The organism is Alkaliphilus hydrothermalis (genome assembly GCF_016908555.1).
GTDB lineage: Bacteria > Bacillota > Clostridia > Peptostreptococcales > Natronincolaceae > Alkaliphilus > Alkaliphilus hydrothermalis.
Genome location: NZ_JAFBEE010000005.1, coordinates 1 through 25,414, shown reverse-complemented (window position 1 = coordinate 25,414; position 25,414 = coordinate 1). Strand labels below are relative to the sequence as shown.

General features: G+C 35.4%; 24 protein-coding genes and 1 CRISPR repeat array. Of the genes, 22 read left to right on the top strand and 2 right to left on the bottom strand.

What is annotated here, in order from left to right; translation table 11 throughout:
• Positions 1–71 precede the first annotated feature (71 nt).
• Positions 72–1,139 carry an FAD-binding protein gene (locus tag JOC73_RS05095; RefSeq protein WP_204400843.1) on the top strand — a complete coding sequence of 356 codons (1,068 nt, stop codon included), beginning with the start codon at positions 72–74 and terminating at the stop codon, positions 1,137–1,139.
• Here JOC73_RS05095 and JOC73_RS05090 read toward each other — a convergent pair.
• Together JOC73_RS05090 and JOC73_RS05085 are read right to left on the bottom strand one after the other, a co-directional pair.
• On the bottom strand, positions 1,081–1,344 hold the full coding sequence (locus JOC73_RS05090; protein ID WP_204400842.1) for a hypothetical protein: 264 nt from the start codon (positions 1,342–1,344) through the stop codon (positions 1,081–1,083). The genes JOC73_RS05095 and JOC73_RS05090 overlap by 59 nt on opposite strands.
• A gap of 72 nt (positions 1,345–1,416) precedes the next feature.
• Complete coding sequence (locus tag JOC73_RS05085; RefSeq protein WP_204400840.1) at positions 1,417–3,186, bottom strand: Rqc2 family fibronectin-binding protein; 1,770 nt, start codon at positions 3,184–3,186, stop codon at positions 1,417–1,419.
• 492 nt (positions 3,187–3,678) lie between these two features.
• Here JOC73_RS05085 and dapF point away from each other — a divergent pair, with 492 nt between their 5' ends.
• The 21 genes from dapF to cas2 all read left to right on the top strand — a co-directional run bounded on the left by dapF (position 3,679) and on the right by cas2 (position 23,718).
• Positions 3,679–4,521, top strand: coding sequence for a diaminopimelate epimerase (gene dapF / locus JOC73_RS05080; RefSeq protein WP_204400839.1), 843 nt, complete (start codon positions 3,679–3,681; stop codon positions 4,519–4,521).
• 97 nt (positions 4,522–4,618) lie between these two features.
• Positions 4,619–5,500: a YicC/YloC family endoribonuclease gene (locus tag JOC73_RS05075; RefSeq protein WP_204400838.1), complete on the top strand. Its 882-nt coding sequence runs from the start codon at positions 4,619–4,621 to the stop codon at positions 5,498–5,500.
• A 14-nt stretch (positions 5,501–5,514) separates the two neighbouring features.
• Complete coding sequence (gene remA / locus JOC73_RS05070) at positions 5,515–5,796, top strand: extracellular matrix/biofilm regulator RemA (protein WP_204400836.1); 282 nt, start codon at positions 5,515–5,517, stop codon at positions 5,794–5,796.
• Between the two features lie 13 nt (positions 5,797–5,809).
• On the top strand, positions 5,810–6,415 hold the full coding sequence (gmk, locus tag JOC73_RS05065) for a guanylate kinase (RefSeq protein ID WP_334297437.1): 606 nt from the start codon (positions 5,810–5,812) through the stop codon (positions 6,413–6,415).
• Between the two features lie 15 nt (positions 6,416–6,430).
• Positions 6,431–6,721 (top strand): DNA-directed RNA polymerase subunit omega, encoded by a 291-nt coding sequence (gene rpoZ / locus JOC73_RS05060; protein ID WP_204400832.1) that lies wholly within the window; start codon positions 6,431–6,433, stop codon positions 6,719–6,721.
• Positions 6,722–6,758: 37 nt separating this feature from the next.
• Positions 6,759–7,949 (top strand): bifunctional phosphopantothenoylcysteine decarboxylase/phosphopantothenate--cysteine ligase CoaBC, encoded by a 1,191-nt coding sequence (gene coaBC / locus JOC73_RS05055; RefSeq protein WP_204400830.1) that lies wholly within the window; start codon positions 6,759–6,761, stop codon positions 7,947–7,949.
• 152 nt (positions 7,950–8,101) lie between these two features.
• Entirely contained in the window at positions 8,102–10,591 is a 2,490-nt protein-coding gene (priA, locus tag JOC73_RS05050; protein ID WP_204400828.1) for a primosomal protein N', read from the top strand.
• Between the two features lie 16 nt (positions 10,592–10,607).
• On the top strand, positions 10,608–11,048 hold the full coding sequence (def, locus tag JOC73_RS05045; RefSeq protein ID WP_204400826.1) for a peptide deformylase: 441 nt from the start codon (positions 10,608–10,610) through the stop codon (positions 11,046–11,048).
• A 15-nt stretch (positions 11,049–11,063) separates the two neighbouring features.
• The gene (gene fmt / locus JOC73_RS05040) at positions 11,064–12,008 is read left to right on the top strand and encodes a methionyl-tRNA formyltransferase (RefSeq protein WP_204400824.1); all 945 of its coding nucleotides are present in this window, start codon (positions 11,064–11,066) and stop codon (positions 12,006–12,008) included.
• Between the two features lie 64 nt (positions 12,009–12,072).
• Complete coding sequence (locus tag JOC73_RS05035; protein ID WP_204400822.1) at positions 12,073–12,771, top strand: DUF116 domain-containing protein; 699 nt, start codon at positions 12,073–12,075, stop codon at positions 12,769–12,771.
• Between the two features lie 4 nt (positions 12,772–12,775).
• Complete coding sequence (locus tag JOC73_RS05030) at positions 12,776–13,465, top strand: zinc metallopeptidase (protein WP_204400820.1); 690 nt, start codon at positions 12,776–12,778, stop codon at positions 13,463–13,465.
• Positions 13,466–14,005: 540 nt separating this feature from the next.
• Positions 14,006–14,137, top strand: coding sequence for a hypothetical protein (locus JOC73_RS15275; protein ID WP_279381027.1), 132 nt, complete (start codon positions 14,006–14,008; stop codon positions 14,135–14,137).
• A 58-nt stretch (positions 14,138–14,195) separates the two neighbouring features.
• The gene (locus JOC73_RS05025; RefSeq protein WP_204400818.1) at positions 14,196–14,681 is read left to right on the top strand and encodes a hypothetical protein; all 486 of its coding nucleotides are present in this window, start codon (positions 14,196–14,198) and stop codon (positions 14,679–14,681) included.
• 450 nt (positions 14,682–15,131) lie between these two features.
• Positions 15,132–15,824: a CRISPR-associated endoribonuclease Cas6 gene (gene cas6 / locus JOC73_RS05020; RefSeq protein ID WP_204400816.1), complete on the top strand. Its 693-nt coding sequence runs from the start codon at positions 15,132–15,134 to the stop codon at positions 15,822–15,824.
• 12 nt (positions 15,825–15,836) lie between these two features.
• Positions 15,837–17,555, top strand: coding sequence for a type I-B CRISPR-associated protein Cas8b/Csh1 (gene cas8b, locus JOC73_RS05015; RefSeq protein ID WP_204400815.1), 1,719 nt, complete (start codon positions 15,837–15,839; stop codon positions 17,553–17,555).
• A 15-nt stretch (positions 17,556–17,570) separates the two neighbouring features.
• Positions 17,571–18,527, top strand: coding sequence for a type I CRISPR-associated protein Cas7 (locus JOC73_RS05010; protein ID WP_204400813.1), 957 nt, complete (start codon positions 17,571–17,573; stop codon positions 18,525–18,527).
• A 2-nt stretch (positions 18,528–18,529) separates the two neighbouring features.
• Positions 18,530–19,276 (top strand): type I-B CRISPR-associated protein Cas5b, encoded by a 747-nt coding sequence (gene cas5b, locus JOC73_RS05005; protein WP_204400812.1) that lies wholly within the window; start codon positions 18,530–18,532, stop codon positions 19,274–19,276.
• 59 nt (positions 19,277–19,335) lie between these two features.
• Entirely contained in the window at positions 19,336–21,918 is a 2,583-nt protein-coding gene (cas3, locus tag JOC73_RS05000; protein ID WP_204400810.1) for a CRISPR-associated helicase Cas3', read from the top strand.
• A 9-nt stretch (positions 21,919–21,927) separates the two neighbouring features.
• Positions 21,928–22,419 (top strand): CRISPR-associated protein Cas4, encoded by a 492-nt coding sequence (locus JOC73_RS04995; protein ID WP_204400808.1) that lies wholly within the window; start codon positions 21,928–21,930, stop codon positions 22,417–22,419.
• A 9-nt stretch (positions 22,420–22,428) separates the two neighbouring features.
• Complete coding sequence (gene cas1b, locus JOC73_RS04990; RefSeq protein ID WP_204400806.1) at positions 22,429–23,427, top strand: type I-B CRISPR-associated endonuclease Cas1b; 999 nt, start codon at positions 22,429–22,431, stop codon at positions 23,425–23,427.
• Positions 23,428–23,718 (top strand): CRISPR-associated endonuclease Cas2, encoded by a 291-nt coding sequence (cas2, locus tag JOC73_RS04985; RefSeq protein WP_204400804.1) that lies wholly within the window; start codon positions 23,428–23,430, stop codon positions 23,716–23,718.
• 190 nt (positions 23,719–23,908) lie between these two features.
• Positions 23,909–25,303: a CRISPR direct-repeat array (repeat unit 30 nt; unit sequence CTTGAACCTCAACATAGGATGTATTTAAAT).
• Positions 25,304–25,414: the final 111 nt, after the last annotated feature.

The following is a 25,414-nucleotide window of genomic DNA, read 5'->3' as shown; positions in this document are numbered from 1 at the left end:
AATTTGATGAAATGTAAAATCAAGTAAATATAAGATTTATTGTTCCTACATTGTTTTAGGAGGTTAGACTCATGTATGATGTTGTTATAATAGGGGCTGGCCCTGCTGGTTCTACCCTTGCCCGATTAATTGGAGATAAATATAAGGTATTGTTGATTGATAAACGGGACTTGGAAAACGAGAACTCCAACAATAGAATAAATAAATGCTGTGGAGGATTATTAGCCCCAGACGCCCAGAAAATGATTGCAAAGTTGGGGTTGGGGATACCAAAAGACGTTTTAGTTGATCCGCAGCTTTTTGCTGTAAAAACCATTGACTTATCAAATAACATAGAAAGGCTCTATCAAAGATTTTATTACAACATGGATAGGGAAAAGTTTGATAGATGGTTGGTTTCTATACTTCCTGTTGGTGTTGATAAAAAATTTAATGCAATTTTTAAACACTATACGGAGATCTCAGGAGGCTATGAAGTTACATTTACCCATAATAGGCGAGAGTTATCTACTAAGACAAGGCTGATCGTGGGGGCTGATGGTGCCCTTTCAAAGATTAGAAAATCCATCAGTATATATAGGAATACGCTAAATACACCTGAAAAGTATGTCTCAATACAGGAATGGTTTGAGTGTTCAGAAAGAATGCCTTATTTTACTGCAATTTTTGATGAAGAAGTAAGTGATTTTTATTCTTGGATCATACCTAAAGAGAATTATATATTATTAGGTGCGGCCCTTAGACCTAGGGATAACACTAGAGAAAAGTATGAACAATTAAAATCAAAGCTAAAACAGTTTGGCTTTAACTTGGAACACAGAGTAAAAACAGAGGGCGCCTTCATTAATCGAACTAAGAAACTCTCTCAGCTCTATGCTGGAAGGGATGGTATAGCCTTAGTTGGTGAAGCTGCTGGAGCCATTAGTCCCAGCTCAGCAGAGGGATTCAGCTACGCAATGAAAAGTGCATTGTACTTAGCCGAAAGTCTAGATGAGGGCATAGATGGATTTATGGATAGATACATCAAGAAGGTGAAGGGGATTAAAACAAACTTACTCATGAAAAATTTAAAATCCCCAGCTATGTATAATCCACGGTTGAGATATATGGCCATGAAGTCGGGACTCCAAAGCATCTAGCCTGTTGAAAAGCCATCATCTTCTTCGTCACTTCAATAAGCCAGCACTCTCGCGTATTATATATACGCCACGGTCGCTGAGGTTTCTTGTTCCTTGAATCTAAGGCATTTTGAACAGACTGGTGATTAATGACTTTGTCAATAATCACAACATAGTCCAAGGACTCTGTTTTAGCCTGTTGAAAAGCCATCATCTTCTTCGTCACTGCAAAACCTCAGCATCCTTGCGTATTACATATACGCTACGGTCGCTGAGGTTTCTTGTTCCTTGAATTTAGTTATATTTCCTTAACTTCTCTTATGTTAGTTAAATCTCCATCCACATAAACTGTTTGGAATTGATCATAGATTACCATTCCTGGCTTTGCACCACTGGGCTTTCGGACATTCTTTCTCAAGGTATAGTCTACAGGTACTTTCGTAGAGTTTTTACCTTTGCTGTAGTAGGCTGCTAGGGTGGCGGCTTCTAAAAGGGCTTGGTCTGTATACTCCCCATCATTTAGTTTTAAAATCGTATGGGAGCCAGCCATATCCTTCACATGTAGCCATAGGTCAGTTTTGCTGGAGACTTTAAAAGTAAGCTCATCATTTTGTATGTTGTTTTTACCTACATAGATCTCAAATCCATCTGAGGAGAGATATTTTAAGTAGGTGGATTTCTTACTTTGTTGATTATTCTTCTTGCCAACTTTTCGTTTTAAATAGCCTGTTTCAATCAACTCCCGCTGAATTTCCTCGATATCAGAAGGGTGGGTAACGTTTTCTATACTAATCAAAATCTGCTCAAGATAATTAATTTCCTCCTGTGAGATTTCGATTTGGTGGGCCACCTCAGTCATGGCTGTTTTGTATTTATTATATTGCTTAAAATACTTTTGGGCATTTTGAGCAGGGGTCAATTTATTGTCTAAAGAAATAGTAATCTCCTTCATTTCAGGGTCATAATAGTCGATCACAGATACTTCCGATGCCTTGTCCTTCAGTAAATGGATATTGGCTGTCAGTAAATCCCCATAGATTTTACATTCCTCAGCCTTCTCAGCCTTATCTAAATCCTTATGTAGATTTTCAATCTTATTGTTGAGTCTTTCAAGCTTCAAAGAGATATTTTTTCGTAGGTCTTGAGTTCTTTGCTTCATTCGTTCCTTGGAATCTCGATATTTATAGAAATCATCCAATAGCTCACTGATGGTTTCAAACTTTTCTGCCCGATAATAGGAAAGATGCTCCATAGGTAGGACGTTGAAATCCACATATTTGTCCTTGGCGTCATCGATGTAAATAGCAGGGTAGAAATTACCCTCCCCTACATTGTCCATCATAGTTTTGAAGGAGTGATACAGGGCAGCGAAATCCTTGTCCTCTAGGGCTAACAAAGGTCTATCCTCAGGGATATTAGCCCTGTAGCATATTTCTCTAGCCACAAGTGGCGAAATTCCTGTAAAGGTGGTGTATATCCCTTTAAAAGCAGGTGGCTGAAGATTTTGCTTTAGTGCCTCTGTAAAAGCCTCCATGCCTGCCACTTCCAGCGGATTAAATTTATCTTGAGATGGGGGTAATTGGTAGGTCAGGCCCGGTAGCACTTGCCTTTGTCTACTGACATCAAAGGATACTCGCTTAATGGAGTCTAATATTTTATTGGTTTCAGCATCTACACAGATGATATTACTATGTTTCCCCATCATTTCTATGATGAGATATTTTTGTTTTAACACATTTAATTCGTCATAGGATTCAATCACAAATTTAATCATCCGCTCAAAGCTTGGTTGCTCCACAGCGATGATCCTACCCCCTTGAAGGTGTTTTCTTAAAAGCATACAAAAGTTTGGGGGAGCTATGGGGTTTTCCTTTGCAATATTGGTGAAATGAACCCTTGTATATTGACTGCTGGAAGACAGCAATAGCTTTTGATTTTTACCTTGACTCCTTATGGAGATCATTAATTCATCCATCTCTGGTTGGTGGACTTTCTCAATCTTGTTTCCTACCAACAAAGACGACATTTCCTTTACGATTGATGCTACTACAATTCCATCTAAGGCCATGGGAATCCCTCCTATCAGTAAATAATATATCCCAATGCACTGTAGTCTATAATTAAGCTACATTAATTACATCATACATTATTTAGTCAAAAAATGCCAATGCAATCAAGCTGATTGATATTAATCTATCCAAAATTAATATCCAATTTAATATTTTAAACTAGACGTTATATCAAACGAAAAAATTATGATAGATATTAATAAATTTTAATAATTAGAAGGAAATTATGGATTTCGATTGAATACTTTAACGTAAGCCTATATAATGATTTAAATATGTGGTTGATATAATATTTTGCTAGAACAAAGTCTTCCTTCGGAAGATTTAATTGATGACTTATGTTGAAACTCATTTACGAAAAAGTTCTCTTTTATATTATTTTAATGTAGAACTTTCCTATTTGTTATAATAAAAGGAACTTCAATAAAATTCAAATCATAAAATGCCAGTGAAATGGGTATAAGATAAGAAAACGTTTAAGGGGTGGGGAAATGAATATTCCTTTTAAAAAAATGCACGGAGCTGGAAATGACTTCGTGGTTATAAAGCTGGAGGAGCTCCCCGAGGGCATTAGCTTAAGTGATTTTGCCGCAAAGAGCTGTCATAGACATTTTGGGATAGGGGCTGACGGGATATTGGTTGTGGCACCATCAGAGGTTGCCGATACAAAAATGATCTATTACAATAGTGACGGCTCCCTTGCCAATATGTGTGGAAATGGAATTCGTTGTTTTGCCAAGTTTGTACATGATGAAGGTATTGTTAAGCAAGATCAGTTTTCAGTGGAGACCCTTGCTGGGGTTCTGTTATTGGAGGTAAAGGGTGGCGATTGCGGGGTAGAGGCTGTTAAGGTGAATATGGGACACATGATTTTCGAGCCAAGTCAAATTCCAGTTGCCACAACGAAGGACCGGTTTATTAAAGAAGCTTTGGAGATCGACGGAGAATATTTTGAAGTTTCCACTGTTTTGATGGGGGTACCCCATACTGTGATTTTTTCCCAACAGTTGAATATTGAATATATTAAGAAATATGGCCCAATGATTGAAAAACACCACCTATTCCCTAAAAAAACCAACGTAAATTTTGCTAAAATAATAGACAGAGGACATATACAAGTAAAGACATGGGAAAGGGGAGCAGGTTACACCCTGGCCTGTGGTACTGGAGTCACCAGTGTTTGTGGTATTGCCCATCATCTAGATTATGTGGACGGGGACGTTACCGTGGATGCTGATGGTGGTAGACTACGGATTACGATTACAAGAAATGATGAAATTTTCATGGAGGGACCAGCTACGGATATATGTCGCGGAATTTTTTTTATGAAATAAAGTAGAAATTCTAACTTTAACTTGTCACGTTGTCAATAGAAGGATAAAATAATATAAGAGTCATTAGGAATTAATGATAGAATGGAAGGATGATTAAATGCTAACCAGTATGACAGGCTTCGGAAGAGGTGAATCTCAAACTGAAAATAGAAAGTTTTTGGTAGAATTAAAGTCCCTTAACCATCGTTATATGGATGTCAGTATTAAGATGCCCAAAATTTTTACATACTTAGAAGAACAGATTAGACAAACAATTAAGGACTATGTTAAGCGTGGTAGAGTAGAGGTTTTCATAACCTATGAGAATTTAGGAGATACTGAGGTTAAGGTAGTAGCAGATTTACCGCTAGCCCAGCAATATTTTAATGCCTTAAAGGATTTAAAGGACAATATCCCTGCTAGGGATGATGTGTCCATCTCTCTTATTGCCAAGTATCCAGATGTGATAAGAGTTGAAAAGAAGGAGTTAGATGAAGATGAAACGTGGAACTGTCTATCGGAAGCCCTAAACAATGGACTGAACAAGTTGATGGAAATGAGACGCGTAGAAGGAGCCCAATTGAAGGAGGATCTAATAAAGCGTCTTGGTATCATCGAAGGATATATTAAAGAGGTGGAGGAAAGAAGTCCTCAAATCATTATAGAATACAGACAAAGATTAAATGAAAGAATAAGAGAATTACTTGAGGATGCCCACAATGTAGATGATAGTCGTATCTTGATGGAAGTGGCCCTATTTGCAGATAAGAGTAACATAACAGAAGAAATTGTTCGCTTTGAAAGTCATATCAAACAGTTTCTAATAACATTAGAGGAAAACGACTCCATTGGAAGAAAATTAGACTTCATTATTCAAGAAATGAATCGAGAAGTCAATACGATTGGCTCGAAGGCTAATAATCTAACAGTTACAAATATAGTGGTTAATATGAAAAGCGAATTAGAAAAAATGAGGGAACAAGTACAAAACATCGAATAAAAGGGGAGAAATTAATGGGTATAAAATTGATCAATATAGGCTTTGGGAATATCGTCTCAGGAAATAGAATAGTCGCTATCGTAAGCCCTGAATCAGCTCCAATAAAGCGAATCATTCAAGAGGCAAGAGATAGGGGGATGTTGATTGATGCCACCTATGGTAGAAGAACAAGGGCGGTAATCGTTACTGATAGTGACCATGTGATCCTATCTGCTGTACAACCTGAAACAGTTGCCCACCGACTAAGCTCAAAGGAAACACCTAAAGAAAATGATGAGGTAAACGATGAAGAATAGCTAGAAAGAGGAGATTTTTATGGGAACCGGTTTATTGTTAGTAGTTTCAGGACCATCTGGAGCTGGTAAAGGATCTATCTGTAAAAAATTAATAGAAACTAATCCCCAGATTAAGGTTTCAGTGTCTGCCACCACAAGAAAAGCTAGAGAAGGTGAAGTAGATGGTGTAAATTATTTCTTTATTGAAAAGGGAAAATTTGAAACCATGCTGGAGCAGGATGAATTTTTAGAGTATGCAAAGGTATATGATAATTATTATGGGACTCCCAAGAAATATGTATTAGAAAATCTAAAAAAAGGCAATGATGTTCTACTAGAAATTGATATTGAAGGAGCCCTTCAAATTAAGGAAAAGTTTGAAGAAGGGGTGTTTATCTTTATTCTTCCCCCATCAATGGAGGAACTGAAGAATAGAATAGTAGGTAGAGGAACAGAAACTGCTGAAGATATCGACAAGCGTTATGGCTCTGCCATGGATGAAATCAAGCAAGTAATTAAATATGACTATGCTGTCATTAATGATGATTTGACGAGGGCTAAAGGGGATGTTGAAGCCATTATCACAGCAGAGAAATGTAAATTAATGCGGGTTTACGAAGATATTCAAACAAGATTTTAATAAGGAGATGATTTTATGTTATATCCATCAACTAATGATTTAATGGAAAAGGTTGACAGTCGTTATACACTGGTATTGGCAGCAGCAAAGAGGGCAAGACAGCTTATTGACGGAGACGAAATCACAGTTCGAGCAAGATCCAATAAGCCAGTATCTATTGCTACACAGGAAATTCATGAGGGCAAGATTACTTACACCCGTACAACTGGCGAAAAGGAATTAGTTGAATCTAAGGAAGCCATGAGGGAAGCCAACGAAGGAAGAGAATACCAAGATATTCAAGAAGAGGGAATTAATCACGAATAAGTATAATTATTCATATAAAACGTAAGAAGGTGAAGGGATGCTAACGGGAAAAAATATTGTAGTGGGTGTATCTGGTGGAATTGCAGCCTACAAGGCCTGTGATATTGTTAGTCGATTGAGAAAACTAGGTGCTGAAATTAATGTAATCTTGACTGAGTCTGCGGCTGAGTTTGTACAGCCCCAAACCTTTCAAGCATTGACTTCTAATCCTGTAACCATAGATATGTTTGAAACCCCTCGATATTGGGACATAGAACATATTAGTCTAGCTCAAAAAGCCGATATATTGTTGGTGGCTCCTGCCACTGCAAATATTATTGGCAAGGTTGCCAATGGGATAGCAGATGATATGCTTTCCACCACCATTATGGCATCTACAGCAAAGGTTATCTTTGCTCCTGCCATGAATACAAAAATGTTTGAGAATGTGATTGTTCAAGAGAATATTAAAAAGTTGAGGGAACTGGGATATTACTTCATAGACCCAGCCTCAGGGCGATTAGCCTGTGGAGACCTAGGGGTAGGAAAACTAGCCGACCCTGAGAAGATCGTCGAGGATGTTCTAGCCCTAGCCCTGCCAAAGCAGGACCTACAGGGAAAAAACATCCTAGTGACGGCAGGACCTACAGTAGAAGCCATTGATCCAGTGAGATTTCTTAGTAATAGATCCTCTGGAAAAATGGGATATGCCATCGCGGAAGCAGCCCAAGCAAGGGGCGCAAAGGTGACTTTAGTATCAGGGCCCACCCACCTAAAAACACCAACTGGGGTAAAATTGATCTCAACCACATCCGCCATCAGTATGTATGAAGCTGTGTTGGAACATTTTTCTCAACAGGACATTGTCATCAAGGCGGCAGCAGTAGGGGACTATAGACCAGAGAATCCTTCTGCTGTTAAGATCAAAAAGCAGGAGGGGAACTTATCCATCAATCTTGTGAGGAATCCTGATATCCTACTGGAATTAGGAAAGAAAAAAGAACATCAAATATTAGTAGGTTTTGCGGCTGAGACCAACAACCTGCTGGAATACGCTAAAGGAAAGCTAGAGAAGAAAAATGCTGACCTGATGGTGGCAAATGATGTATCCCAAGAGGGGGCAGGCTTTGGAACAGACACCAACACTGTCCATATCATAGATCGACAAGGTAAGGAAATAAAGATAGAACGGGCCTCAAAGCTGGAAGTAGCCCATAAAATATTGGATAAAACTTTAGAGTTAAAGTAGTATAGGGGACTGTGAAAACCAGTCCTTTTCTTTTTTCTAGCCTGTTGAAAAGCACCTATCTTCTTCGTCACTGCGAAACTCCAGCACCCTAAACTCAGGACTTTGTTCTTTCGTGGAATTCTGATATAATTATTGATTAGGAGGTGTGGAAAGTGCAGTCAAATTATATTATTGCTCAAGTAATTGTCGACCAAAATAGTCATCAAACAGATCGGATATTTGACTATATTATCCCCGCCCATTTACAACAGGATATCTGTAAAGGTATGAGGGTAGTTGTTCCCTTTGGAAAAGGTAACAAAAGACTAGAGGCATACATTCTAAATATTGATAAAAAGAAGATAGATGGCAGTAGGTATAAGGAAATCATAGAAGCCATTGATTACGAAGCAATCCTTTCAGAGGAACAAATAAAAATGATTCTATGGATGAAAAATAAATACTTATGCAAGTACATAGAAGCTATCCATTGTTTAATCCCTACAGGGATTGTTCAAAAGGAACGGAAAATGATTAATTTGATAGACCAAAACTGGAGGACAAGAATAGCCCCATCTCAAAATAAGCAAAGGGCTATACTGGAGGTATTAGAAGCACAAGGTGGTGGTACGCAACCCCTTGAAAACTTGGAGAAGGAAGTAAATTTTAAAGAAATCTATTCTACCATCAAAAACCTAGCAGCGGAAAAAATCATTGAAATTCAGTATGATTTATCCTCAAGGATAAAGGTAAAGACAGAGGAATATGCAGAACTCAAAGTATCCCATGAAGCGGTGGAGGGAGTATTGCTCCAGCTAAAGGGGGCAAAAAAACAAGCTGAAATACTGAATTTCCTAAAGGATATGGGAAGATACCAAACGACAGCAATGTTAAAGGAATTAAAGACCACCCGTGGGCCTTTAAAGGCTGTAGTGGAGAAGGGTTTTGTGGAATTGATGGAGGAAGAAATTCATCGGGATCCCTTTGCAAATTCAGAAGTGACTTCCTTTCCAAAGCTCAACCCAACACCAGAGCAACAACAGGTAATTGATGAAATCAGCTTTGCCCTACAAGAGAATAAACCTGAAACCTATCTGATTCATGGAATCACCGGTAGTGGAAAGACAGAAATTTATCTTAGACTAATCGAAGAAGTCATCAGCCAAGGAAAACAAGGAATTGTACTGGTACCAGAAATCTCCTTGACTCCTCAGACGGTGGAGCGATTTAGAGGAAGGTTTGGTGAAGGAATTGCCCTCCTTCATAGTAGTCTTTCAGAAGGGGAACGCTATGATGAATGGCGGCGGATATCAGAGGGGAAGGTTAATATCGTTATTGGAGCTAGATCGGCAGTGTTCGCACCCCTGAAAAACCTTGGAATTATCATTATCGATGAAGAACATGAATACACCTATAAATCGGAGCAAAATCCCAAATACCACGCGGCAGAGATTGCAGCATATCGTAGTACCCATGAAGGAGCAGTTGTCATCCTTGGCTCAGCAACCCCATCTTTGGAAAGCTACTACAAGACAGAAGTGGGTACAGTTCATTTAATGACCCTTAAGAAAAGACCTCAACAGTCGAAGCTCCCAAAAGTTGAAGTCGTTGATATGAAAAGAGAGTTGGAGGAAGGAAATCAGGGAATATTAAGTAGGCGACTGATGACCTTGGTAAATGAAAATTTAAAGAATAAAAAGCAAACAATCTTGTTTTTGAATAGAAGAGGATTCTCAACCTTTGTATCCTGCAAAGGCTGTGGCCATGTGGTGAAATGCCAACATTGTGATATATCCATGACCCTTCATATGCCTCAAAATCATTTGAAGTGTCATTATTGTGGTGAAAGGCAATTCTCTCCTTCGGTTTGTCCTGAATGTGGTAGTGAAACCATTAAATTTATGGGGGCAGGAACCCAAAGGCTAGAAAAAATGATTGAAGAATTATTCCCTACAGCTAAAATTGGTAGAATGGATGTGGATTCCACCAGTCAAAAAGGATCCCATGCCAAAATTTTAGGGAGTTTTAGAAGGGGAGAAATCGATATTTTAATCGGAACCCAAATGATTTCAAAGGGGCTGGATTTCCCCAATGTAACCCTTGTGGGAATTATTTCAGTAGATGCAACTTTGAATCTACCAGACTTTAGGGGAGCAGAAAAAACCTTCCAGTTAATTACTCAAGTTGCAGGGAGGGCAGGGCGGGGCATGGAGGAAGGGTTAGTCATCCTGCAAACCCTTGATCCCAACCACTACAGTATAAGAACAGCCTCAAGGCATGACTATGGCGATTTCTATAAGGAAGAAATCATGATCAGGCGGGAATTTGAATATCCCCCATTTACAAATTTGATTAGTATTAATTTTAGTGGAAAAAAAGAAAATGAAGTAGCTGCATATGCTGAAAAAATGGCTAATATGATAAAGTATGTACTACAGGGCAAGGGCTGTATCAAGATCAATGATGTTCTCTTGGGACCAAATGAATCGGTCATTTCTAGAATAAATCAAAGATATCGCTTTCAGATTATCCTAAAGGATCAACATACGGACTTCAGTCTCTTAAAAGGGATCGCAAAGTATTTCTTTATACAGCACCGAGAAAAATATGTACCAAAATCTATCGCAGTGAGTATTGATACAAATCCATATAATATGATGTAGCAGGGAGGAAAATATTATGGCAATTAGAATGATTAGAAAAGATGATGATCCAGTTTTAAGAAAGATTTCAAAGGTAGTGGATAAGTTTGATAACAAACTTCACGTCCTACTGGAGGATATGGTAGAAACCATGTACGATGCAGATGGAGTGGGACTTGCGGCACCTCAAATAGGGCTTTTAAAAAGGATTGTTGTGATAGATGTTGGAGATGGAATAGTTGAATTAATCAATCCTGAAATCATAGAAGAAAAGGGTAAACAAACAGGAGACGAAGGTTGCTTGAGTCTACCTGGGGAAACTGGAAAGGTAACTAGGCCAGAATACGTGAAAGTAAAGGCTCAAGACCGTAGTGGCAATGAAATCATTGTTGAGGGATGGGATTTGATGGCTAGGGCTGTATGCCATGAGGTGGACCACTTAAATGGCGTTTTATTTACTGATCACGTAAAAGAATAGAGTAGAGGTGAGTTGATGAGAGTTATATTTATGGGAACACCAGATTTTGCAGTTCCATGTCTACAGAGATTAATTGATAGAAACAATGAAATATTGGCTGTATTTACCCAGCCTGACAAACCAAAGGGTAGGGGGAAAAAAATGACAATGCCTCCTGTAAAGGAGTTGGCAGTGGAAAAAGATATCCCTGTTTATCAGCCTGCAAAGCTCAAGACTCCAGAAATGACGGAATTGATACGGGAAATGAAGCCGGATATCATTATCGTAGTTGCCTATGGTCACCTTTTATCAAAGGAGATATTAGACATACCGCCCTTTGGTTGTGTAAATGTCCATGCTTCTCTGTTGCCTGCCTATCGGGGTTCTGCTCCAATCCATTGGGCAATTATCAATGGAGAGAAGGTAACTGGTAATACCACTATGTACATGGATGTCGGTATGGATACTGGAGACATGATCCTAAAGGAAGAACTGGAAATCGGTGAAAACGAAACCACAGGAGAACTCCATGACCGCCTATCGATGATGGGGGCAGAACTTTTGATGAAGACATTGACCCTCATTGAAAAGGGCGAAGTAGAGCGGGAAAAGCAAAATGAAGAAGAAGCCACCTATGCCCCTATGATGAGTAAAGAAGTAGGGAAGATCCAATGGGAGAAGTCGGCTACTGAAATAAGAAATCTAATCCGAGGAACAAATCCTTGGCCTTCAGCCTTCACAGCCTATGGAGATAAGGTGATGAAAATCTGGAGAGCTAGAGTGGAGAGTAGTGAAAAAATATATCAACCAGGAAAAATCATTAAAGTTAATAAAGAAGAGGTATTTGTGGGGACAGGAAAGGACATCCTAGTAATACAAGAGCTACAGTTTAGTGGTGGTAAACGTCTAGCAGTGAAGGATTTCCTAGTGGGTAACAGTATTGTAGAGGATATTATTTTAGGAGAGGATTCCAATAATTAATCAAATCATAACTAAAGACAAAACTGAAAAAAAACTCCTGTATGTACTTGTTGTTATTTTTGCCATGGTGGCGCTATTGATAGGACTTTTGATGCTGGTTTCCTTAAAGGATCATGTAAGTATCTTTAGAAGCTTTGTTTTTGCATTACTGCTACTTCTTTGGGTATTGGGAGCTCTATTGCTCACAACCATATTATCAATTTTATGGTTGTGGAATAATGAGGCAATTCCAAAGCCTTTAGGGAATATAGTGGGTTTTAGTATCCCCTTCTTTTATCCCATGATGGTGATTTTAGGAAAGGGATTGAAGATTGATAAAACCACCATTAGACGTGCCTATACTTTAATTAACAATAAGCTGGTAATGGCGACTAAGTATCGTTTCAAGGGAAAAGATATTTTAATATTAACTCCCCATTGTCTACAAAAATCCCATTGTCCCCATAAAATTACCCACGATGTAGACAATTGCAAAAAGTGTGGGCTTTGTAGCGTCGATAAACTCTTAGATTTGAGGGATCAATATGGAGTGCATTTTAGGGTAGTGACAGGAGGTACTTTAGCCAGGAAACTCATCCTTGAGAGTAGACCAAAAGCTATTGTTGCTATAGCCTGTGAGAGGGACTTGGTAGGGGGGCTGATGGATATTAAAAAGTTACCTATTCTGGCGATTATCAATAAAAGACCTGAGGGTCCCTGCGTCAATACCCATGTGGATTTAGATGAAGTAGAGAAGGCCATCAAACATTTTATAAAGGAGTGATTATATGTATCCATTTTTTTATGACTCAAGTATTATTTATTTAATTCCTGCAATAATATTTGCTATGTATGCTCAAAGCAAGGTAAGGTCTTCATTTGCAAAGTATTTAAAGATAGGTACTCAAAAAGGCTACACTGGGTATGATGTCGCTAGAACTTTATTAGACAAAAATGGACTAAGGGATGTACCCGTGGAGCTAGTTAAGGGACATCTATCAGACCACTATGACCCAAGAAGTAAAAAGCTAAGATTATCCAAAGATGTATATCAGCGTAGTTCCATTGCCTCTGTCAGTGTTGCAGCCCATGAGGTGGGTCATGCCATCCAACATTCTCAAGGATATTTACCACTAACCATCAGGGGTGCATTAGTTCCATTGGCGAATTTTGGTTCAAAGGCAGCTTGGATATTCGTATTAGGAGGCTTTTTCCTACAAAGTCTGCAGCTAATCGACCTAGGTATTCTACTATATGGTGCAGCAGTATTATTTACAGTGATTACGTTACCTGTAGAGTTTAATGCCAGCAGTAGGGCAATGACACTATTAGATGAATATGGATTTATCACCAGAGAAGAATACGCTCCAGCCAAAAAGGTTTTAAATGCTGCTGCATTGACGTACCTTGCGGCTATGGCAACGGCTTTGGCTCAGTTGTTTAGGTTGATTGTTCTAAGAAATAGTCGTCGTGACTAACCTGTAGCCTGTTGAAAATACCTTATCTTCTTCGTCACCGCAAAAGATCAGCATTCTTGCGTATTACGTATACGCCACGATCGCTGATCTTTTTTGTTCCTTGAATCTAAAGCATTTTGAACAGGCTACTAAACGCCTGTTGAAAATACCTTATCTTCTTCGTCACCGCAAAAGATCAGCATTCTTGCGTATTACGTATACGCCACGATCGCTGATCTTTTTTGTTCCTTGAATCTAAAGCATTTTGAACAGGCTACTAAACGCCTGTTGAAAATACCTTATCTTCTTCGTCACCGCAAAAGATCAGCATTCTTGCGTATTACGTATACGCCACGATCGCTGATCTTTTTTTGTTCCTTGAATCTAAAGCATTTTGAACAGGCTACTAAACGCCTGTTGAAAATACCTTATCTTCTTCGTCACTTCAAAAGATCAGCATTGATGCGTATTGCATATACGCCACCATCGCTGATCTTTTTTGTTCCGTTAGTTCTACTGTGATTTTTAAAGACAATTGGGTATAAATTTAAATAGGATATAATGGAAATCGTTGAGAATGCAACTGCTAAAAATGCATATAATATAGATACAAGAAAATCAAAAGGTTTTAACTCCATTAATAGAACAAATGAACATAAAACAGTATATAATGGAATTAATAAAGAATTTTAAAGAAGATGCGGAAAACAATTGATACATACGTTAAAAAACATTGGGGGTAGGTGGTTGAATGAAGGATAAAATTAAAAAATTTAAACAGCATTGGGGTGTGATGGTGGCATTGATTTTCTTGATCGGCGTTTTGAGTTATTCTTTGAGGGTAAGCAGTTACGGTAAGTATGAATATGTCCTAGATGACATCAATCAACTCCTTCAATTATCTGTTGTAGACCTATCTATGGAAGATAGCATAGTGGAAGGGATTGATGGGGTAGTACCTACTAAAATTTATGTAAAAAGCAAAGAATCACTAAAATTAAGCTATTCAATATCGGAAGATATTATAAAAAGATACCAGAATGAGCCTATTGATTATAACGGTCCAGTAACGGAAATTTACTTCGGAGATTATGTCATTATTTATCAGGGAATCGTAACTTTGAAAAAAATAGATGAGCACGGGAATCTAGTTACGATTAAATCAGCCTCACCAGCAGGAGAAGAAATCAGTGGCAAAATTCGTGAGCTGGAGAAGATGATTAGAAAAGAAGAGTAGAAAAAAGAGAAAAAGAGAAAAAGAGAATAGGTTATAGAAAGGAATATTGTCTGTATCTTTGATAGATACAGATTTTTTGTGTTTTGTAAGTAATTAAAGGACTTTAATATTTAAATTATCCAATTATTAATTTTTCCTTTCTGAGTGTTTTCTTGACAAAACATCTTGTCAGAAAAGCAGAATATTCTATTAATCATTTAATAATATTTGAAGTATCTTTTAAAGATAGAGCAAGTAATTGACTCGTTATATATTTTTACTGGCCGAACTTAAGATAAATTAGCAGGTTACTTATTGAATCTAAGGGATATGTCAGGATATTTGACTAAAGATTGAATATATACATTTGTGTATTAAAAAAGTTGAATAGAAATCTTACAGAAAAGAGGATAAATTGGAAAAATGTAGAATGCTATAGATGTATCTTATATAAAATCGGGGGTGAAAATAATGAAAGTTTTTGAATTAACATTTAAAGTTTATTTACTGAAGAATATACAATCAAATATTGCTCTAGTAAAAATAGCTGAGTTAATTGACAACTCGTTGTCCCATAATGATGTTTTAATAGAGTTTCATAATGCTAATAAATTTAAAAATTATTCCTTTAACTCTTTATTTAAGATTGAAGAAGATCATATCTACAAGGAGGGTAATATCTACTCTGTAAAGATCAGAACAGTTGATGATAGATTGGCGGAATACTTTACTATCAATCTAGCCCATGAATATACAGATTATATCAAAGGACTGACGATAGATTGTAGGGTATTGAAAAAGAAGCTGATAGAGAAGGTCTATAGTATAACCCCCACCATCATTAAAACTGAAGAAGGATATTGGCAGGGAAAATTAACTTTAGAAGAATTTGAAAATAGGTTAAAAGAAAACTTAATTAAAAAATATAATGATTACTTTGGAACTAAGATAGATGAGAATTTTGATTTGTTTCATAGGATAGAGTTAAACAACAGAAAGCCTGTAGCTTCTTCATACAAGAATGTAAAGCTTCTAGGGGATAAATTGACATTATATATTGACGAAAATGAAATAGCACAGGAGTTAGCTTATTTTTCTTTAGGAACAGGCATAGGAGAAATGAATGCTAGAGGTTACGGATTCATGAATTATAAATGCTTCTAAGGGGGTGAGGATTTGTTATCTGATGTGATTAAGGTATTTGAGCAGGAATACAAGAAGTATGGGGATAAATATATTACAGATAAGTATATACCCGATGATGGAGAGTATATAATTGTAGACTCCAAAAATGGTGAATTTAAAATCTTAGATCGGATTCTAGTTAAGAAGGATAAGAAAACAAAGGAAATAGATACTTCTAATCCATATTTTGAATTTATCCAAAGAGCAGACTACATGAGTAAATACTTAGACTCCAATAAGGCTATAGCAGATAAAAATATTCATAGTAATAATTATCTAACTTTTTTTATAAAGAAAGAAAACTTACATAATGGCAAAATAAACAACGATACTATAGAGAAGTATTACGAAATATTAAGAAATCCATTAATCAAGTATGGTAAGAAGTCTAACTCAAAGAAATTGTACTTATCAGTGGAGAAAAAGTATGGAAAACCAGACAAGGATAGAATAGATAGAATCGAAAATTGGATGAAGAATAACATATTTAGCCTAACTAGTTCTGATAGTAAAGACAAAACATATTTGAAGATATTCTTTTTATATGATTCTATGATTTATGAACAAGAAAGTGAGCGTTATATCCTAGTCAATATTTATAATAGTAACGACTATAACGTGGAAATAGAAGAAATTACCTATGGACTTCCAAATGATAATATGGGGCTAAATTCTAAAAAGCCATATTTAGAGAATAAAAGTAGAAAAAATTCCATTCCATACTTAATTTCTAGCGAAGCGGCACTAATACAGAGAAAATTTTTCGACTATTTAGGTACACAAGTAGCAGTGGGTAAAAATAATATCTATATAGATATAGAAGAAAATAGTATGAATCCTTATGGCAATGATGAAACCCCTGGTAAGGATATTCATGGTGGTTATTATATTAGGTTAAAAAAAGGGAAGGAAATAGAAATTATTGATTTTGATGTGATTGGACTTTATAAACCCAATATTAATCCTATAAATATAGATAATGTATTGGAGCTTAAAAAGTCAAATATGCAATATCATCAAGTACATAGCCTAACGACCTTAAAAAACATAATCAATGAGGTTTTTTTTAGTAAGTATTTAGCTAATAACTATTTTACAGATGCTAAGGATATAAAGATTAATAATAACTCCTTAAAAAGGAATCTATTATTATCAAGAACAGCTTTGTTTGCTTGGTTCTATAAAGGGAATGACTCCTATGTATGGAAGGTTCTAAATGCCAGTAGCTTAGACTTAGTAAAGGGGTCAATTGTTAATGGGTATTTACCAAAGGCAGGGGAACAGTTTAATTTAAGGTGCGGGTTAAAAGTATATTTTGAAGGGGGAGAGCCTATGGCAGATCTATTGATGGATGTTAAAAACTCTTTAAGACTTAAAATTAATAAAAATGAGACAGAGAAAATTGAAGGGGATAATGAATATTATTTTGCTGTTGGACAACTGGTGAGTTTTTTCATTTCTCTCAGTAAAGGGAGAAATAAAGTACATTCACTGGCGAATCCAGTAATTAATGCTAGAACTGATGAGAAAATAAAACTGGAACTTAAAAAACTCTATAAGAAATATAATTATACTATTAGTACAGGGTCCAATCGATTTAAAAACTTATTTGCTATGGTTGCTGCTTATGTACCAGAGGAAAAAGTTAAGGATGATTTGATTATTGCTGGTTATTTACATAGCAACTTAGTTTATGAGAAATCAGAATAAGGAGGGTAAAGGATTATGAATAAAAGAGTATATGGTGTTTTAGGAATAGTATCAAGAATGAGTAATTGGAACGCTGACTTTACAGGGTATCCAAAGACAACCTCAAACGGTGATGTATTTGGTAGTGATAAGGCTTTTAAATATCCTATAAAAAAAATGTGGGAACAACAGGGGAAAAAGGTCTTATACATTAAGTCCATGAAGTTTAATGAGCCTAAGAAGGGTGAAACAGAACTTATACCTAGATCATTAAAAGAAAGATATGAATATATTTTTGATGTAGAGGATCTTAAAAAAGATAAGGATACAAGAAATGTAATCACCAATTTATTTACAGCAGTGGACGTTAAGAACTTTGGTGCTACCTTTGCTGAAGAAGGAAATAATATTTCAATAACTGGGGCCGTACAAATCGGTCAAGGTTTCAACAAATATGATGAAACCCATGCAGAAGAACAACAAATTCTATCACCCTTTAGAGATGCGTCAAAAAAAGAAGGGAAGAATAACGAAGATAAAGAAGAGGCTAAGTCCTCTACCCTAGGGACTAAAATCGTAAGCGATGAAGCCCACTATTTCTATCCATTTGCAATCAATCCAACGGTATATGATGAATTTAAGAGTCTTGATTTGACGGAGGGATATACAGAAGAGGACTACATGAGCTTCAAAAAAGCTTCCTTGGTGGCGGCCACATCCTTTAGTACAAATGCTAAACTCGGTTGTGAAAATGAGTTTGCACTGTTTATAGAAACAGAAATAGACCTATATCTCCCAGATTTATCTCAATACATTACTTTTGAGAAGAGAGAAGGCAAAAATATAATCACTATTAATTGTGATGAACTTCTGAATGAATTGCAGGAGAGGATTTACAATATAGAGATCTACTACAATCCTTACACAACTACTGTAGAGACAGCCATTAAAGGGGCAAAAAAATATAATATATTTACCCTTAAAGAGGTGTAAAAATGAAGGTATTAAAATTTACTCTAGGTGGAAGGACTGCTTTCTTCAAAAAGCCTGATGTTAATAGCTATTACTATTTCACTTATGGGAATATCCATAGAGTAGCAATTCTAGGTATCTTAGGGGCAATTTTAGGATATAAGGGTTATAACCAACAAACTGAGGAGAAGACAGTTTATCCAGAATTTTACCAAAAGTTAAAGGATGTAAAATTAGGTATAGTACCTAGAAATGATAAAGGATATATTGCAAAAAAAGTGCAGGTATTCAATAATTCTGTTGGATATGCTTCAAAAGAGCAGGGGGGGAACCTAATCGTTAAAGAGCAATGGTTAGAAAACCCTAAATGGGATATATACCTTCTTGTGGAAGATGCCATAGGGAAGGAACTATGCCAAAGAATGGTAGAGAAACGATTTAAGTATATACCCTACTTAGGAAAAAATGACCATGGGGCAGATATTACGGATGTGGAAGTTATTAATCCTCAAGAACTCATCAGTAGTGATAGGGTAGATAGTTTGATCATGAAGGATTGTTTTAATTATCAAGTGGTGGAGTTGGATCCATTTGATATAGAGGCAAATAATGAAAGCATCTTTAAGTATCAAGAAATGTTACCGATAGCTTTAGAGGAAACGACCAATAAATATGAGTTAGAATCCTTCGTACTGACTAATGCACCACTAGAGCTAAAAAAAGGTTCTCTTATATATCAGTGTAATAATAAAATAATATTTTTCTTTTAAATTAGGAGGGGCATCCCTCCTATTTATATAGGCTTCTTAAATAGAGAGGTGACAGTTATATGTATTTTGATGGTGTTGATAAAATTGAACTAGGACAGATAATATTGAATCGTGACACAATGTATGCCCATGTTTTAGATGATAGAAAGGAAACTTTAGAAGAGCATGGGGAACTAGCTACGGAATACTTGTATAAAATTGTTGAAGATAAACAACTTAGCTCTATCCTCCTTAATATTGAGAATGGGCTGATGGAAGATTGTAGTGATGAGGGGAGAAAGCTATATCGTGAGATGCTCTTAAATACCATCTATTTACATGATATAGGGAAAATAAATTGTAATTTTCAGTATAATAAAATGAGAAATAAACTATTTAAAGGAAAAAAAGGGTTGAAGTATAATAATTCCAATCATTCTATGCTTTCTTCTTTAATTTATCTAAACCATTATTTTAATAAAATACGAAGTTTACCTAATAAGAAAGACAAAAGCACCCTTGCAATATTTCTAGTATTAAACGCTTATATTATATCTAAACATCATGGCTCTCTTGACAGTCTACAGGAATTTCAAGATAAACTATTAGATGAAGATAGGGAGGGTTGCAGACTATATACTCAAGAACTGACTATGTTTAATGAAATCTACCAAGAACCAATCGTATTTGCATGTAATAAAAATATATTATCAAATATTTTTGGGGCAGTTAAAGAGACATTGAAGAAACAGGAGGAGAATGTGGGCTTCTATATGTACATGTTTATCTATGAAAGGCTTTTAGCCTCTTTGCTACTTTCTTGCGATTACTACGCTACTTCACAATTTAAAAATGGTAAACAAATAGAGTATATAGGCAAAGTACAAGATATCAATAAGTTTTATGATGTCTTTAAAAATACTTCAATATATAAAGGGATAAGGGACTATCAAAATAAGAGTTATGGTAAAAAAACTAGCTTTCATGACATTAGCAATATTAATGTTTTACGAAATGAACTGTTTCTTGAAGCGGAGGAGAACTTGCTTAAGAATATTGATAAGAATATATTCTACCTAGAAGCTCCAACTGGCAGTGGTAAAAGTAATGTTGGTTTTAATTTAAGCCTCAAAATATTGGAAGCAGCCTCAAAAATGAACAAGATTTTTTATGTCTATCCCTTTAATACCCTCATTGAACAAAATATTAATACTTTGGGAAAACTCTTTGGGAATAATGGTATTATGGAGGATATAGCTGTTATAAATTCAGTAGTCCCAATTAAGACAAGGGCGAAAAAACCTGAAGAAGATAGTGACCTTATAGACGTCGATTATGAGAAGTCTTTGTTGGATAGACAGTTCCTTCACTATCCTATGGTACTGACTACCCATGTCAGTATGTTTAATTATCTCTTTGGAACATCCAAAAATGATCTTTTTCCCCTTTATCAATTATGTAATAGTGTTATCATCTTAGATGAAATTCAAAGTTATAAAAATGGTATATGGAAGGAAATTATAACATTTTTAAATTATTACGCAGAAGCATTGAATATTAAGTTTATAATCATGTCTGCTACTCTGCCTAATCTAAGCAAGTTGATAGATCAAGAAACAGATACAGTAAACCTAATAGAAGATAGAGAAAAATATTTTAGTAATCCAATCTTTAAAGATAGGGTAAAATTAGATTTTTCTTTACTAGAGATTAAGGAAGAAATGATAGAGGCACTGTTAAGTCATGTTGTAGAAACTGCAAAGGGTACTGACGGGAATATATTAATTGAATTCATCACTAAGAAATCAGCCATGATTTTTTTTAAGAAACTCATAGACTATAAGGAAACAATGCCAGCCATAGAAACAAAGGAAATTTTACTTATTACAGGGGATGACAATAGTATTGATCGGAGAAATATTATTGATAAAGTAAAAGGTAATAGAAATATCATTTTGATAGCAACCCAAGTCATTGAAGCAGGTGTTGATATTGATATGGATATTGGGTATAAGGATATATCAATGTTAGATGCGGAGGAACAGTTTTTAGGGAGGATTAATCGATCCTGTCTAAAGGATAACTGTAGGGTGTTTTTCTTTAACTTGGATGAAGCCTCTATGGTATATAAAGGGGACGTTAGGAAAGAGAAAAATATAACCTTGGTTGCAGAAAATATTAGAGATATATTATTGAATAAAAATTTCTCAGTATTTTACGATTATGTTTTGGAAGTTCTAAATGATAAAGCTGACAAACTAAATGATAATAACTTCAAGAATTTTATAACTGGTACTATCGGTGAATTGGCATTCACTAAGGTAAAAGAAAGAATGACATTAATAGATGAAAGTTTTGAATATAGTGTTTTTCTTAACAGAACTATCCTCGTAGGGGAAGAGGATAGTCTAGTGGGAGAAGAAGTATGGGAGGAATACGTTGCTTTGTTAAAGGATAGTAAAATGGGTTATAGTGAGAAAAAAGTTAAATTGTCTAAAGCATTGGCTAACATGAAATACTTTATATATAAAGTAAAAAGTAATCACTTTACATATGAAGATCAAGCTGGGGATATTTATTATATTGGTGATGGAGAAAAATATTTTGTTAATGGGAAGTTTGATCGGGAAAATTTTGATAAGGGGATAGGGGATTTTATCTAGGAGGTACTTATGAGGGCTAATGGTACATTAATAAATTATTATTTTCATTGTAAAAGACAATGTTGGCTACATGGGAATAGAATTAACTTAGAAGATAATAGTGAGGATGTTAAGATTGGTAAGGCTATTCATGAGGTAAAGAAAGAAAAAAATAAAATGACTGAATTAAGCATTGATCATATCAAGATTGATAAGCTTAGTCAAGATTACTTGACAGAGGTAAAGAAGTCGGATGCAGATGTAGAGGCTGCTAAATGGCAAACATTATTTTATCTAAAGATATTAAGAGATAAAGGGATTGAAAGAAAGGGTAAGTTAGAGTTTGTTGAAAAAAACAAAGTTAAAGATACAATCTACGTTGAACTCAATGAGAAAATATTAATAGAACTAGAAGAAGTAGTTAAAAATATTGATGTATTGCTCCTGGAGGATCAAGCCCCAAAAACTATTGATAAACCATCATGTAAGAAATGTGCGTATTTTGAATATTGTTATATTTAGGAGGGAAATATGGGAAGTACAAGATATATAACTTCGATGGGTGAGTTAACGAGGAAGGATAATTCCATTTGCTTTAGAAAGGATAATAGAAATGTGTACATACCTGTAGAGAACACAAAAGAAATTTTTTGCATGTCTGAAATAAGCATAAACACCAAGCTCTTAGATTTTTTATCTCAAAACAATATAATTGTACATTTTTTTAATTATTATGAGGGATATTCAGGTACATTTTATCCAAGAGAACACTATATTAGTGGTAAAATTCTTGTGAAACAGGTGGAGGCATATAACACTAGAAGATTGATTATCGCCAAGGCAATTGTGAACGGAATTGCTAATAATATCTATGAAGTGCTGTATCACTATTATAAGCATAACAAAAAGGAAGTTAAAGTTACAATAGATTGGATTAAGAATGACATGCAAAGCAACCTAGATTATGGGGAATCTATTCAACAGGTGATGCAGGTGGAGGGAGAACTTTGGCAAAGGTTTTATGGGGATTTTAAGCATATACTACCAGAAGATTTTGTTATGAATAAAAGGGTAAAAAGACCACCAGACAATCCTATAAATGCTTTGGTTTCCTTTGGGAATACGCTTTTATATGGAAAATCAATCACCGCTATATATAACACTCACCTAGATCAAAGAATAAGTTTTTTACACTCACCTGCAGAGAGAAGATTTTCTCTTAGTCTAGATATTAGTGAAGCCTTTAAGCCTATTTTGGTGTTTAAGACAATCTTTGATTTGGTGAATAATAAGAAGATTCAAGTAAGTAAGCATTTTGATAAAAAAGTAAATTATTGTTTGCTAAATGATGAAGGTAGAAAAATTTTTATTACTGCCTTTGAGGAAAGACTGGAAAGTGTGTTTCTTCATCAAAAATTAAATAGGAAAGTAACCTATAAAACAGCAATAAAACTGGATTGTTATAAGCTTATAAAATTTATCTTAGAAGATAAAGAATTCAGGCCTTTTAGTATGAAGGAGAAAATTTAGATGAAGAAAAATTTAAATTATAACTATGCTTTTCTTTTTTATGATGTTAAAGTAGAAAGGGTAAATAAAGTTTTTAAAATATGCAAAAAGTATCTATCTCATTTTCAAAAATCTGTCTTTAGGGGCGAGATTACTCCCTCAAATCTAATACTACTAAAAAAAGATTTGAATAAAATTATTGATCAGCAGGAGGATTTTGTCTGTATAATAAAATTGTTGAACAATAATGTATTCGGAGAAGAGGTTTTGGGAAATAAGCAAAATGATACAGGAGAAGACTTGATTATTTGATTGGAGCACCTAAAATTACCAGGCTATTTCTTTCGTGAAATTAAGCAAAGTTAAGTGATTACAATGGTTCGAAATGTTTTTGAATTTGATTTTTAAATCTTAATTTTCTCTTGGTAAAAAACTAGAACATTATTGATTTTGCAATATGATTGAACCAACTTATCAAAACAAGAATGGCTTGTTTGCAGTGCTTGAACCTCAACATAGGATGTATTTAAATCTGACTACATGAATGAAGGCAAGGCTGTATTTATCTTGAACCTCAACATAGGATGTATTTAAATTTAAGCATAGCAATGAAGTTAGAGACACTCTGTTGCCTTGAACCTCAACATAGGATGTATTTAAATTAAGCTAGATATTACTTTTAAATTCCACTACCTTACTTGAACCTCAACATAGGATGTATTTAAATCTTTTACCTGCACCTTGTGGACCTCCTACGATTTTGGCTTGAACCTCAACATAGGATGTATTTAAATTTTGGTTCTATATCTCTTATAATCCCTAGCATATTGCTTGAACCTCAACATAGGATGTATTTAAATGATGTACTAAGCATTATTAAAAACCTCCCTTATCCTTGAACCTCAACATAGGATGTATTTAAATTTGGGTCCTTAAAATCCTTCTGGGGCATCATAATCTTGAACCTCAACATAGGATGTATTTAAATATGAGGATCAGGCTCAAATAGTTAAACTAATCTTCTTGAACCTCAACATAGGATGTATTTAAATCAGTTCCCGTAGACGTTTTATATGTAAATTTTCTCTTGAACCTCAACATAGGATGTATTTAAATTCCTTTCTGTTAGAGTTAATTATGATACTATCATCTTGAACCTCAACATAGGATGTATTTAAATTGCTCTAGCATATCAAGTCTCCTAAAGGTCTCTAATCTTGAACCTCAACATAGGATGTATTTAAATTCTACATCATCCTTCCTATGTTATACAAGCCATCTTGAACCTCAACATAGGATGTATTTAAATTCCCACCACCTAATCCAACTATAGGCAACGTTTCTCTTGAACCTCAACATAGGATGTATTTAAATCGAGAACCAACAGACGATGACGACCTCATATAGATGCTTGAACCTCAACATAGGATGTATTTAAATATCATCACCTCAGATATATTATATCCAAAAAATAACTTGAACCTCAACATAGGATGTATTTAAATTTAAGCATAGCAATGAAGTTAGAGACACTCTGTTGCTTGAACCTCAACATAGGATGTATTTAAATTGTTCGTCACCTGCCATAATCTTCATAAATCCTTTACTTGAACCTCAACATAGGATGTATTTAAATATCGAAAGCTGACGGAGCAGAAGCAGCTGCTAAGACCTTGAACCTCAACATAGGATGTATTTAAATTAAAGATCTGCTACTATCAGCATCGTAACTACTTCTTGAACCTCAACATAGGATGTATTTAAATAAGTGACCTACTAGGCATATGCCAACCGATTGCGTCTTGAACCTCAACATAGGATGTATTTAAATGTGAAATCCCCACTAATAATTGGTAAGGATACGCCACTTGAACCTCAACATAGGATGTATTTAAATACCTCATAGCGAATTGTTGTAACTGGCAAGTGTTTTTGGCGAAATTTTGGCAAATAATTTTCCTGAGATTTTTCCAGTTTCACCGCCTTAATGTTTTAACTTACTAAAATA